The organism is Nostoc sp. C057 (assembly GCF_013393925.1).
GTDB classification, from domain to species: domain Bacteria; phylum Cyanobacteriota; class Cyanobacteriia; order Cyanobacteriales; family Nostocaceae; genus Nostoc; species Nostoc muscorum_A.
Genome location: NZ_CP040281.1, coordinates 3789710 through 3803570 on the forward strand (window position 1 = coordinate 3789710; position 13861 = coordinate 3803570).

The window sequence follows — 13861 nt, forward strand, 5'->3', positions numbered from 1 at the left end:
ATTTATTAAATATGTTTATCTTCTAACATTTCTAAGATAAACTGCGTCGCCATCCCAGATTTTTCTATATCCTGAAATTTTTCTCCCCATATTTTTAATCTCTGTTTTAATAACAAATCATTTTCTATCGTCTCAATTAAATCGACAATAAGATTAGTAGATGTATTATTGACATCAGCAACTACACCTAAACCATGATATTCAATTCTTTCTGCATTGTCTGGTTGGTCAGCCCATACAGGAAACACAATCATTGGTACTCCGCAAAATATGCATTCTTTAATAGTGTTTATTCCTCCAGCTATAATTGCTATAGATGCTTTCTTAAGAAGTCCTAATTGTGGTGCTTTGTTAACAACTATTATATTTTCAGGTATATACTCGAAGTCTTCAACACTAATATAATCGCTTATTGATAAGACCAATTGGTATTCATTTTTAAGCGATACAGCATCAATCACATTTTGAAATAATTGTTTAATTCTATTTATACCTAAAGTAGAAAAAGTGTTCACTGTAGTTCCTAAAGAACAATAAATAAGAGATTTATTTTTATCCAAATTTGACCAGACAAAAGAGGGCTCTTCTCTTTGTAAGTCTATTGAAGCTTCAGCATAATAGCATTTTTCTCTTAAAATATTAGGTAAATCTAATTCTTTTGGGCATAAAACCAGATGTGTTAACTTTAAAGGTATTGCTTGAGATAAATCTAATAAATCAAGAGGGATTTTCCTGTTAATTGCAAATTTTGTGATCATATCTTCCTCAGAAAAATCTGTTTTACTCAACAAAGCAATTATTTTTTTAGTTGCTTTAAGTAGTTTTTGATAGATATATTTGTTTTTTAAATTAAACAATTTAGCAATAAAATTATTGTCAAAACTTGTAACTATATCCTTTTCAAGGAGATTTGATAATGGTAAAGAGGTAAACATATCTGTAAAATAAATACTCTTGACTTGGCATTCATAGGCTATCATCCCTATGAAAGTAGAATATAGTTCTTCGTATGTACTTATTACCAGCAACTTAGGGTTAAATGTTTTTAAAAGAGTGTGTATTTCTCGATTTTCTCCTTTTATTAAGGAATTAATTAAAGAGTTTAAAGATTTTTTATATCTTAATTGATTTAGTAATCCTTGAAGCTTATTGGAATTGTTAATTTCTAGCTGTTGAATAAATCCTTTGGGAAACCATTTTTCTAGAATTGGCAAAAATTTAAATCCGTAGCTACAAACTTTTTCCTCATAATCTGGCAACCCTAAATATAAAACTTCATGTCCAAGTAAACTTAGTTTTTTTGCTAGTTTCAAAGTACTATTTAATTCCCCTTGATAATTAAAAATACAAAATGCTATGGTTGCCATACGTTAAACACCACCAAACAGTTAACTTACCTATTTAAAGCTCAACAATTAAAAAATTAGTTCTTAGCTATTTTTGTCTTTTAATGCCACAGCCTAATATTAGATAAAGCCTCCTTCTCTCAAATTACTGATGCTATCCTTAACAACTTGAATAATGTAGTTAATATCTTCATCTGTATGGGCTGTTGATAAATAACCACTTACACCTAATAAGTGAACTCCTCTGTCGAGAAGATGATATTTCAATAAGCTCATTGCTACTGAAGCAGTAGAATTTCCTCCAGAAATCTCTAAAGATGCAGAACCAAATAGTGAGCCAAAATTTGCCATCTGTAGTGGAATTCCATCGGCTGCAAAATAATTATTCAAAGCCTTAACAAATTGTGTTGTCCGTTCATTCAAATTTTGTTGTAGAGAAGACCCAGAATTCTGCATATAATTTAACACAGCTTTTGCAGCAGCTAATGCTAACGGATGCTTACAAAAAGTACCTGCAAAAAAAGTCTTTTTCACCAGAGGGTAAGAAGCATCGCCGTAACTCCACATTCCCCCATCAATTGCATCCATATAAATATTTTTACCGGCAATTACCCCTATTGGTATCCCACCACCAACAATTTTTCCATAAGTGGCTATGTCTGCTTGTACATCAAAATAAGCTTGTGCGCCACCAGGATGAATCCGAAACCCTGTTACCATTTCATCAAAAATTAAGGCAATTCCAGATTCTTGTGTTAATTTCCTTAATTTCTGGAGAAATTCTTTTGGTTGTAAAGCCGGTCTAGAAGTTTGCACAGGAACTACCAAAACTGCTGCTAATTCTTGCTTATATGCTTTAATAACTTCTAATGATTGAGGATTGCCATAATCTAAAATCAAAACATCACTCACAAAGTTTTGTAATACTCCAGGCGCTAAGGGTATAGCATATTGATTATCTTCTGCCTTATTTGCGTTAACTAAAGTGCCATCAAAATGACCATGATAAGAACCTGAAAATATAACGATTTTCTTGCGTTCTGTAACCGCTCTGGCGATACGGATAGCAGTCATTACTGCTTCTGTACCAGTATTACTAAAACAAACCCGCTCCATTCCTGTAAGTTGAGAAATTAACTCAGCTACCTCACCAACAATTTCTGATTGGGGGCCAATTTGAATTCCTTGATCAAGTTGTGCGATTAAAGCCTCTTTAATAAATGAGGGATTATGACCAAAGAGATTTATGCCCAACCCCATCATTACATCTACATATTCATTACCATCTACATCCCAGATTTTGGAACCCATAGAGCGATTAGCAACAATGGGATAATACATTTCTTTGAATAGTAAATTGAACTCTCCTAAGTTTTTATCGTCAGAGAGAACTGGGCGATAAGATTGGGAAAGATGTTTAGATGTTTTGGTGCGATCGCTATAGCTATTGATAAAATGTTGTAAATACTTTTGCTGCTGATTTGTCAGCCCTGCTTTGGCTAATAATTCGGCTAAAATATCAGATTTTTGATGTAATGTAACTGGTTGTATATTCATGTAATTTTCTCTTCAAATTTAGTAAGTTTACAGAACTAAGTATTAAATCTATAATCGCTTGTGGCAAAGAAAATAAGTACTACCAGGAGTTTGAAGTATTTCTAAATCACAACAAGCATCATAAATGCTAATTTCGCTAAATCCAGCAGTTTCTAAAGCCGATATAATTTCTTCTTTGGTATAACAGCTTTCGGAAATAACTTTATCTAAACGCTGCCAAGTTTGTTCTACTAATGAAAATACAGTTAGATAAATTTGACCTAATTTTGATTCGGAATTATAAATATTTTTTGTAGACCAGGCATAATCATCTTTTACATCACCAGCAACTTTGCCGTTCCAATTCGAGCTATATTCTTCTTCTGAAAAGAAATGGCACAAGAATATCCCGTTATTAGTTAGTGCATTATAAACATTATTAAATACATCCTCCAATTCTTCAAGTTTCATCACATAGTTTAGAGAACCAGTAGTTGAAACCACTACATCAAAGGTAGCTGGTAGGTCGAAAAATCGAGCATCCCCAAGGATTAGTTTCGCTTCTGGCGCATTCTCACGAGCATAATCTAACATCTGCTCAGAGCCATCAATTCCTGTGATTTTATAACCATGTTTGAGTAATTGTTGTGCTAAATGTCCAGTACCACAACAAAGGTCTAGAATATGCGCTCCCTTAGTTAAATCGGGTAGTAACAATTTTTCTAAAACTGGTAATGTTTCCTGAAAAATTCCTGATGCCCAATCTTCGTTATATATGCGAGCAAGAACATCATAGTCATCGTAACGAGTTGTTGAAATCATAAAATGTCACTCCTGAAACTATTGCAAAAATCTTAATTATTCATCAGTTACAAACTTTGTTATCCAAAAACCCCTGCTTAATCAGATAGGAAAAATAAACGCTGAGTAATTGATTGTCTATTGGAGGACAACTAATCGAACTACCTACCAATCCATTGATGACATTTTGATTATCAAGCTGTAAAAATTCTGAGTTTAAATCTTCTTCTTCAGTTTGTCTTGCTGGAAAAAATGGTACTAATGAATATAAAGAATGTTCAAAGGAATTTTGAGTCACATTGAGTAATTTCTCTCGCCATTGCTCATAAGAATTTTGTTCAATTGCATAACCCAATGAGCGAATATGGTCGATAAGTGTATTTGAGTGGAGAGTTTGAGGATGCACTAAGTGAAAAGTTTTCCCTAAAGATTCTTTCTGTTTTGATAAATTAACTATTGCTTTGCTGACATAATCTACAGGAACTATATTCTCTCGAATGTCTATATCTGGCGCACTTCCCAATTGCACACAACCTATTATCAGTTTGTACAGAAAATCATTACTATTAAAGACCCCAGTTTTGCTATGTCCAGATATACGTGATGGTCTGTAAATAGAGATAGGAATTCCCCTTTCAATCGCCGTTTGTACTAACTTTTCAGCTACCCATTTAGTTTGACAATATCCATTACTAGGAAATTCGTTTTCATTTAGGCTATCTTGTTCTCGGACTAATTTTGCTCCAGATTCAGTTTTGGAAGATACAACACCAGAGCTAGAAATAAAATGTACTGGTTTAGTTTTTATTTGACTAGCTAATCTCAAAATTTCTTGTGTGCCCAGTAAGTTTGTAGGTTTGAGAATAGAGTAGGGATAAATATGATGTACCCAAGCACCATTATGGTAGATAACATCAATAGTACTTGCCAATTGTTGGAAATTTTCAGTTTTTAAACCCAAAAGTGGCTTTGATAAATCCCCAAGAATAGGAATTATTCTGGAACTCCAAATTTCGTTCCAAAGTCCATAAGATTTCAGAGCAGTTTGCAGTTTTTTATGGACATCCTCAATATTTTTATAACGAACTAAGCAATAAATATCTGCTTGGGTTTGTTGGAGAAGTTCAGCTAGTAAGAATAATCCTAAAAAGCCCGTTGCTCCAGTCAATAAAATAGCACTAGGTTCAGGAATAAACTTAACGGCATTTTCAGGAACAATTGTTGGATCTAAAATGACTTCAGCTTTGAGATCCAAAAGTGGGTAATCAATTTCTGTTTGACAAACTCGATCAATATTTTCTGCTAAACCCGCTACGGTCGGTTTCTCTAACAAACTGCGTAAAGATATATCCAAGTTAAAAGCTTCTTTAACTTTGGCAAGTAATTGAGTTGTTAATAAAGAATGTCCACCCAATTCAAAGAAGTTATCGTAAATACTAACTTTCTCAATTTTTAAGACTTCAGCCCAGATTTGAGTTAGCATTTCTTCTACAGAGGTGCGAGGAGAAACAAAATCTCCTATCAAATCTGATCTAACTTCCTCTGGTGCGGGTAGTGCCTTTCTATCAACTTTACCATTGGCATTTAGAGGTAATTTTTTTAGCAGCACTACAGCCGATGGTATCATGAATTCTGGTAATTTATCTTTTAAAAAGCTGCGTAGTTCATTAACTTTAAGGGCTGATTTTGGCTGAGGAACTACATAAGCAACTAATCGTTTTCCTGGTACATCTTCACGAGCAATAACTACTGTTTCTTGCACTCCAGAATACTTATTCAGTGCTGTCTCAATCTCACCTAACTCAATTCGGAAGCCACGAATTTTTACTTGGTTATCAATCCGCCCCAAAAACTCAATATTGCCATCAGGGAGATATTTTGCTAAATCGCCAGTTTTATATAAACGCACTCCCGGTTTTTTACTAAAGGGATGGGGAATAAATTTCTCAGATGTAATTGCAGATTGATTTAAATAACCTCTAGCCAAACCTTCACCGCTAATATAAATTTCGCCATGAATACCAATAGGAACTGGATGTAAATGAGAGTTCAGTATATATATTTGTGTATTGGGTATGGGAGAACCAATAGATATTTGCCTTCCTGTTTCTGCGGTATGACAATAATATGCGCTACTCCAAACGGTTGCTTCTGTCGGGCCGTACTCGTTAAATAAAGATACTTCCGGCTGAAACTGAGAATGATGTTGTACCAATTCTGGTAGACAAGATTCACCTGCAACGATGACAGCACGAAGAGAATTTAAATTTTCTGGTTTTGCTTGTTGCAAAATTAAAGCATATAGAGAAGGAAGGCTTAATAAATGGGAAACACTATTTTGGGAAATTAATTCTATAAGTTTAGATACTTCTCGTTGTACACCTTCTTCTGGTAAGTGTAGAGTTCCGCCACAACAAAGTGTCCAGAAAATACCTGCAACAGAGCTATCAAAAGCAAAGGATGAGAGTAGCAAAAAGTTGCTCACAGCTTGTTGATAGTAGGCAATACGTGCAGTTGTTGAATGAACTAAGTTACGATGTGCGATCGCAACTCCTTTCGGTTTTCCAGTAGAGCCAGAAGTATAAATTATATAAGCTAAGTTTTCAGTAGATATAGTTATCAGGGGGTTTTTCTGACTCTGTTGTGCGATTGCTTCCCATTCTGTATCTAAGCAAATTTTCTGTGTATCGTGCTTAGGTAAGCCTTGCAGTAAATGCTGCTGTGTCAATAATACAGATACCTGAGTATCTTCTAGCATGAAGCTTAAGCGCTCTTGGGGATAGTGCGGATCGAGGGGAACATAAGCACCACCAGCTTTAAGAATGCCTAAAATACCTACAAGCATTTCTAAGGAACGCTCTACACAAATTCCCACTAATACTTCTCCACTTACCCCCAAATGTTTTAGATAATGAGCTAATTGATTTGCACGCGCATTAAGTTCAGCATAAGTTAGTTCCTGATTCTTAAATACCACAGCAATATTGTTGGGAGTGCGTTCTACCTGCTCTGTAAATAACTCGTGAATGCACTTGTTTTGTGGGTAATCCGCCTGAGTTTGGTTGAACTCGAAGAGAAGTTGATTGAGTGTGCGATCGCTTAAAATTTCTAATTCACCAATTGCAGCTTCTGGATGATGTACTGCACTTTCTAGTAGCTTGTGAAATTGCTCTGCTAACCCTGCAATATCCTGTGGAGAAAATAAATTACAGTCATAATGAAATTCTGTACTTAAAAAATCCTTTTCGCGTCTACAAGAAAGCTTAATTTTGAAACGCTCAGTACAGCTATCAAGCTTGAAAATAGAAAATAATATATTACCTGCATAATGCCTTGGATCTTCTTCTGTAAAATCAAAAATTACAGGAGAAAAAGGCAAAGTATCTGGCATTTGTTCCCAAGTAAAAGACTCCTGCCATTTGTTGATAGCTTCTACAGACTCATGAACTTGCTGCAAAACTTGACTAAATTTGAAACTATCTTCTAAATGACAATGAACTGGTAAATATTTAGCAAATAGTCCTAATGCTTCTTGAAGTTCCTCATATTTTCTGCCATTAAATTCCCTAGCGACGATCATCTCGGATTGTCCACTTAGTCGCTGGAGTAAAATCAACCAGATGGTTAGATAAAAGGTAGAAGCAGAAGTATTATGCTTCTGAGCTAATGTTTCGATATTAGCTACCAGTTCCGGGGTAATGATTGAATTTACTAATTTGGGTTGAAATATTTGTTTTTCAGAGAGATGCTTTTCAAAAGGAAGCTGGAAAGTGTCAATAGTAGAGAAGTCTTGCTGTTGCCAATATTCTCTCCCTATTTTCGTTTCTTCGGCTTCTAATATTTGATTTTGCCATTCTGAAAAATCTGCATACTGGAGTGGTTCTTTAGATAAGTTTTCATCGAATTTTCCTAAGTAAGAAGTAGCGAGTTCTCTTACTAGATAATTAAAGGTTGCTCTGTCTGCACAGAGAGCAGGTAAACTAATAAGCAATAAATGCTGTTCTGTTGAAATACTTACTAAAGATGTATGTAAAATCGAACCTTGTTCAAACTGAAAAGTTTGTTGTTTGATTTCCTGAAAAATTAACTCAATCTTCGCCTCTTGTTCTTGAGGGGTCAAATTAGTAATATCAAATTTTTTCTCTAAAATAACTTTGCTATCTGTAATTACCTGTACTGGAATAGTCATTCCAGGTAGACAAATAAAATTGGTGCGGAGGATCTCATAGCGATTGACAACATCTTGCAATGCCAATTCTAAATTATTAAGATCAATATTTCCTTCAATCAAAATTGCACAATCGCTACGATAAGCCCAACTTTGATCAATTTGTTGTAACAACCATAAATGCTCTTGCTGAGGCGAAAGTCTAAACCCCTCGATACTTTCTACTACTTGCATATTGCTACCTTAATGTTAGTTAAATACTTGAGGGCGTATCCTGGATTTCTCACTTGTGAGAAATCCAAGGGGTGTGGGAGGATGGGGAAGAAGTCTTACCCCCCACACTCCCCACACTCCTCTTCTCCCTCTGCCTACACTATGCGTGAGAAATCCGGGGTATAAGGTTCAGCCATTCCCACTAAAATTTTTCTGGGAGGCATAAATGGATTGCGAGCATGTATTGATAACATATTATCCAGCATCAATACATCTCCTTTCTGCCAAGAGAAAGTGACCATTTCTTCTTGATAGGCAGTTCGCAAACTAGCTAATACTGATGGTTCAATTGCAGAACCATCTCCATAATATGTGTTAGTTGGTAAATCTTCTTCTGGCAAATTTTTCAATAACGATTCGCGTATCGTTGGTTCCAATGTGGAAACGTGAAAAAAAGTTGCGTGATTGAACCAGACCATTTCACCTGTTTGAGGATGTTTGAGAATGGCTGGTCCAACTTGTCGAGTTCTTAAACGATTATCTGCTTTCCATTCAACCTCAATTCCATTATTTTTGCAATACTCTTCTACTTTAATTTTGTCTGTTGTTTGAAATACAGTTTGCCAAGGAAGACCAAATCCATTACCAAAGTTACGCATATACATAACTTGCTTTTCGATGAAGCGATCGCGGATAATTGGATCAATCCGCTCAAAAACCTTGCGGCAGCTACCAATCGGGGTTTCTCCTCCCTCTTGTGCTGGACTCATACAACAAAAGAAGATTTTTAATGGGAAGGTAGGCGAGTAAGCGTGTTCATTGTGAGGAAAAATACTTTGGTCAGCTGGGTAATCAGTTGAAGTATAAATTCTCCCACCTACTTGAGTTCGTGGAGATGCCCGATAACGATATTCCATCGCTTCCCCACAAATCGCTGCGATAATTTGCTCAAATTCTTCTATGGTATTAAGTTTGAAACCCCGAAAAAGTATCGCTCCATATTTTAATAATTCAGGTTTCAAATATTCCCGATTATTCTTAGCCCAATCTTGCAGATTTACACCCTTAACACTAGGCTTAATCACCAAAGGAAAGTTACTATCTGGCTTGAGAAATTCAGTTTTTATTAACTCTTCTGGAGATATATTAACAGTTTTTCGTTTAACATAACCTAGAGATTCAATTTTTGTCATGATTTTTATTATTTGCTATTTACTCTACGTTTAACATTGATTAATTTTTGTTGAATAGTATTTTGACAAGCTTCTTCTCTGGCGAGATGCTGTTTATTATCTACTTCATCAATAATTATTTTTAATTCACTCAATTTACTTTCTGGATGGGTTGCAATCTTATTTAAAATGGTTGCAAAATTATTCGATAACCTAGCAATGCTGCCCCGATCAAATAAATCAGTGTCATATTCCCATACACCAAATAGTCCCTGCTCTGTTTCGTTTAACTCTAACAGCAAGTCAAACTGCACCGTTTTATTTTCGACCTTCAAAGATGTGATAGTTAAGCCTGGAAGTTCTAAAGATGGGGTCTGAGTATTTTCTAAAACAAGCTTGACTTGAAATAGCGGTGTGCGGTTCAACTCCCGTTTTGGATTTAGAGCATCTACCAGTTTATCGAAGGGTAAATCTTGGTGAGCATAAGCTTCTAAAGTCATTTCGCGGACTCGTTCTAATAACTCTACAAAAGTAGGATTTCCTGATAAATCTGTACGCAATACTAACTGATTCACAAAAAAACCGATCAATTCTTTAGTCTCGGCTTGATTGCGGTTGGCAATATCAGTACCAACAACAATATCTTCTTGATCGGTGTAGCAGTGCAGCAAAGTCTGGAAAGCCGCTAGCAGAATCATAAATAGTGTAATGCCTTGGCGCTGATTCAAAGCTTTCAGCTTCTCAGATAAAGTTTTGGGTAGAACCAGAGTTTCTCTAGCTCCTGAGAAAGTCTGGATAGGCGATCGCGGAGCGTCTCGTAGAGAAGCTCGCCGTAGGCATTGCGATCGCTCGCTAGGGAATTCCACAACAGGTAGTTTACCGCCTAATTGCCTTTGCCAGTAAGCAAGTTGAGTTTCTAAACGCTCTCCCTGTAACCACTGTCTTTGCCACACAGCAAAATCTGCATACTGGATGGATAGTTCCGAAAGTGGTGATACTTTGCCAACAGAAAAAGCTTTGTACAAAGTTGCGATTTCCTGAATCAGCACACCTATAGCCCACCCATCAGCCACAATGTGATGCATAGTCAACAATAATGCATATTCTGCTGCCGCTAGTTGCAGTAAAGTAACTCGCAATAAAGGTACTTTGGTTAAGTCGAAAGGCTCTTGGGCTTCCTCAGTCGCCAATCTCAAAACTTCAGCCTCTCTCTGCTCTTGAGAAAGTTCTTGTAAATCTACTACTGGTAGTTTGAAGCTCAAACTAGGAGTAATAACTTGCAGAGGTTGTCCATCAATTACTGTGAATGTAGTTCTTAAAACTTCGTGCCGTCTTACAACTTCGTTAAAGCTTTGCTCCAGTGCCGCCACATTTAGCGCTCCGACAATACGCATGGGTTGAGAGATATTGTAGGCACTATTTCCAGGTTGTAATTGGTCGATAAACCACAACCTTTGCTGGGCAAAAGATAGGGGGAATAAGTTTGACTCTCGACTTTGAGGAACTATTTGCGGTTGTGAAAATACGTTTTCTTTTTTCTTCTGAAGGCGTTGTGCAAGAAGCTTAAGTTTCTCTGGGGAAAGACCAGCAATGCGTTGTGAAAGTTCACTCATATTCGCCAAACCTGATATGCAACAAAATGAATGTAATTTTGGCGTTAATTAGCCCTATTATTTCATACCGTTTGAAGTACTTAGTTATCCAACGCTTTTTGTTGAGACTTTGGCTCTTGTATTTTATTTGATTCATATTCTTCAGATGTATGATTTAAATTTTTTAGTACCAACTGCAATAAAGTCTTTTCAATCTTTGTCAGTTCAGGATGATATAAATCAAATGATAAAACTACTCGCTCCGTTTGACTTTTATTCCATGCCTCGTGTTCAAAACTATCGTCAAAAAATAAGGTTTTTCCCTTAATCCAACCTCGTGCTTCGTTACCGACATTAATACCACAATTCTCTGGAACTATAATCCCTAAATGACATGTTAAGGAAGTATTGATATTATCCGTGTGTAGTGGTAAGACAACTCCAGGTTTCATTACATAAAACTCTACATATCCAAAAGAATATAAAAAAGGTTCTAATTTAGATAAGATGTCAACTGTTTTGGGAAAACAAGAAAGACCTACCTGTGTAAAATTACCTTCTTTCCACAATAAATATGCTTTCCAGTCATCCTCTTTGAGAGATGTAAAGAGATTGCTAGCATTAAACCTAGAAACAATATTACACCCCGATGATACATAAGCTAACCATTCATTTTCTATATCATTGAATCCTTGTTGAAGTTTATTACTGACAACATTTAAAATATTATGCTCGTGTGATTCATACCAGGGTTTATGAGTAATACCAGGATATAAAAACGCACTCATCTTTTGATCGGGGTTAGAACTTGATTCCTCTGATAAGGTTATATAAGACTTGAGCGCTTTTATAACGCGATCAATATTTCCTTTCGGAAAAAACAATTTTAATAAATTCATAAACCAAATAAAAAAACTTATCCCTAAAGATTGCTTAATCATAATATATTCCTCAAGTCTAACCAAGGTAATTATTGATGTTTACTTTTTTATCTTATTTAACAAAGAATTACAACAACTCGCACTCTGATATGAATAAATCTAAACACCGTTTAGTTATTACCTTTATAGTGTTTCATCACGTTATTGGTGATTGCAAACTGATCAACATTGCACAACTATGGTATAGCCATCTATTTTGCAGTTAACACACTTTGCTTATAGAAGTATTAATGCATATTCATACCATATTTAAAAAGAGAATCATGAAATTAACTGATGGAGATAAGGTTTAATAAAACCTTTTCAAAAATTGTCAGTTCTGGATGATATAACTCTAATAATAAAATTACTCGTTCTTCCTGGCTTTTATTCCAAGCTTCATGTTCAAAACTATTATCAAAAAATAAAATGCTCCCTTTTGTTAAATTTTGTGTTTTACTAGCAACTCTCAAACCACAATTTTCTGGAATCGTAATTCCCAGGTGACATGTTAAAGAAATATTAATATCATCTGTGTGTGGTGGTATTACAACTCCTGGTTTCATAACAATAAACTCCACTAATCCTTTGCCATAAAGAAAAGGTTCCAACTCAGATAAAATCTTTACTGTTTTGGGAAAAATAGCAACACCTGTTTTTGTAAATTTACCTTTATATCTTAGTTGGTATCCTTGCCAATCTTCATCCTTAAGATGCGAATATATTTCACTTGCATTGTATATTGAAACTACTTTATTTCTAGATGATAAATGAGTCAACCACTCATCGTGTATATCATTAAATCCTTTTTTTAGCCTGTCTTCTACAAATTTTAAAACATCATTATCCTGTGTTTCATACCAGGGTTTATGAGTAATGCTAGGATATAAAAACCCACTTGTTTTTTGAGTATCATTTGTGGGATATTTCTCCAATAACGATATATAAGACTTTATTGCATTTTCAATACGATGAATATTTCTTTTTGGATATAAAATTTTTAAAAATTTGCTACAGAATTTTAATACCTTGAGTAGCAAAAGAGATAATGTGAATTTCGCAGAGTTTTTTACAATCATAATACAGTTCCAAATACTCGATAACTAATTATTGATGTAGTTTTTTAGCCTTAATTTGGGCAGTTTAAATCACCCCAATAGCAAATAAAGCCTTGCCTAGCCACGGAAATTCTAAAACTAATGGTAAAAGATGACCTTTAACTGGATTTTTTTCACAAATTGATTGAAAAAACAATTCTGAGTTCCACTCGTTTAGTAAGAGACTTCCGACTGCAATGGTGTTTTCAAGATTTCTCACATGATGCCACCAATTTGGTGGAATGTATAAAATTTCTCCAGCTTCTAGTATGATCTCTATTGAATTTGTCTTAGCATATAGTGGAAAGTTTTCTAAATTAGGATTGAAAACATCAACTTTTCCAGAGTACAAAAATTTTTCTTGATCTGGTGTAAACAAAACTATTTGTTTTCTCCCTCTAATCATTCCCAACCATGCAGAACCATTATTTGGATCTTTGTGAAGACCTATCGATGTATCTTTATGACCTATAAATAGTTCAGGGTTATCTAATTCATATTTTTTTAGCAGCTTTCTTGGCAGCCTTTGTAACCAATTTGGAAAATAAATTGGCTCTTTATAGTCCTCTAAAAGCTGAGGATAATCAGAAATAAACCAGTTAGCTAAATATAAACGTCTTTCACTATTACCAATAGTAATGTAATCAATGTAATCAGCAATAGTCATCAAACCATCTACTTCATCTTTATCTTCTTTTACAGCACACTCGATTGTTCCACACTCCGATTTGAAAAAATCTAAAGTCCATTTTGTTACGGCTTTCCAGTTTTGTATGACATCAGTAATAATTACAGGTTTACCCATAGATACATATTCTTGAATAAACTCATTATATGAGAGGTTGCTACGACGCTCAACAACATTAATGGGTGTCCATACTAACTTAAGTTTTTGCTTTTGCCATGTTCTTTTTAGAATATAAATAATTAAGCGTGCAAAAACAATTAAGGTAATTGTCAAGAAAATTAATTCACTAATTTCGTAGAAAGAAAGTGGTAATTGCATAGTCATATCA

9 protein-coding genes are annotated in these 13861 nt (G+C 35.0%); all 9 read right to left on the reverse strand.

The window, feature by feature from the left end; genetic code table 11:
• Positions 1 to 5: 5 nt before the first annotated feature.
• A complete protein-coding gene (locus FD724_RS16375; RefSeq protein ID WP_179073354.1) occupies positions 6 to 1367 on the reverse strand; it encodes a nucleotide disphospho-sugar-binding domain-containing protein in 1362 nt (453 codons plus the stop codon).
• Positions 1368 to 1466: 99 nt separating this feature from the next.
• Positions 1467 to 2903 (reverse strand): aspartate aminotransferase family protein, encoded by a 1437-nt coding sequence (locus tag FD724_RS16380; protein WP_179073355.1) that lies wholly within the window; start codon positions 2901 to 2903, stop codon positions 1467 to 1469.
• 48 nt (positions 2904 to 2951) lie between these two features.
• Positions 2952 to 3704, reverse strand: coding sequence for a class I SAM-dependent methyltransferase (locus FD724_RS16385; protein ID WP_179073356.1), 753 nt, complete (start codon positions 3702 to 3704; stop codon positions 2952 to 2954).
• A 43-nt stretch (positions 3705 to 3747) separates the two neighbouring features.
• Positions 3748 to 8085, reverse strand: a complete 4338-nt coding sequence (locus FD724_RS16390) for a non-ribosomal peptide synthetase (protein ID WP_179073357.1) — start codon at positions 8083 to 8085, stop codon at positions 3748 to 3750.
• A gap of 134 nt (positions 8086 to 8219) precedes the next feature.
• Positions 8220 to 9257: a TauD/TfdA family dioxygenase gene (locus tag FD724_RS16395; protein ID WP_179073358.1), complete on the reverse strand. Its 1038-nt coding sequence runs from the start codon at positions 9255 to 9257 to the stop codon at positions 8220 to 8222.
• An 8-nt stretch (positions 9258 to 9265) separates the two neighbouring features.
• Positions 9266 to 10849 carry a condensation domain-containing protein gene (locus tag FD724_RS16400; protein ID WP_179073359.1) on the reverse strand — a complete coding sequence of 528 codons (1584 nt, stop codon included), beginning with the start codon at positions 10847 to 10849 and terminating at the stop codon, positions 9266 to 9268.
• 80 nt (positions 10850 to 10929) lie between these two features.
• Entirely contained in the window at positions 10930 to 11769 is an 840-nt protein-coding gene (locus FD724_RS16405) for an aspartyl/asparaginyl beta-hydroxylase domain-containing protein (protein ID WP_179073360.1), read from the reverse strand.
• A gap of 269 nt (positions 11770 to 12038) precedes the next feature.
• Positions 12039 to 12827: an aspartyl/asparaginyl beta-hydroxylase domain-containing protein gene (locus tag FD724_RS16410; RefSeq protein WP_179073361.1), complete on the reverse strand. Its 789-nt coding sequence runs from the start codon at positions 12825 to 12827 to the stop codon at positions 12039 to 12041.
• A 64-nt stretch (positions 12828 to 12891) separates the two neighbouring features.
• On the reverse strand, positions 12892 to 13857 hold the full coding sequence (locus tag FD724_RS16415; protein WP_179073362.1) for a cupin-like domain-containing protein: 966 nt from the start codon (positions 13855 to 13857) through the stop codon (positions 12892 to 12894).
• Positions 13858 to 13861: the final 4 nt, after the last annotated feature.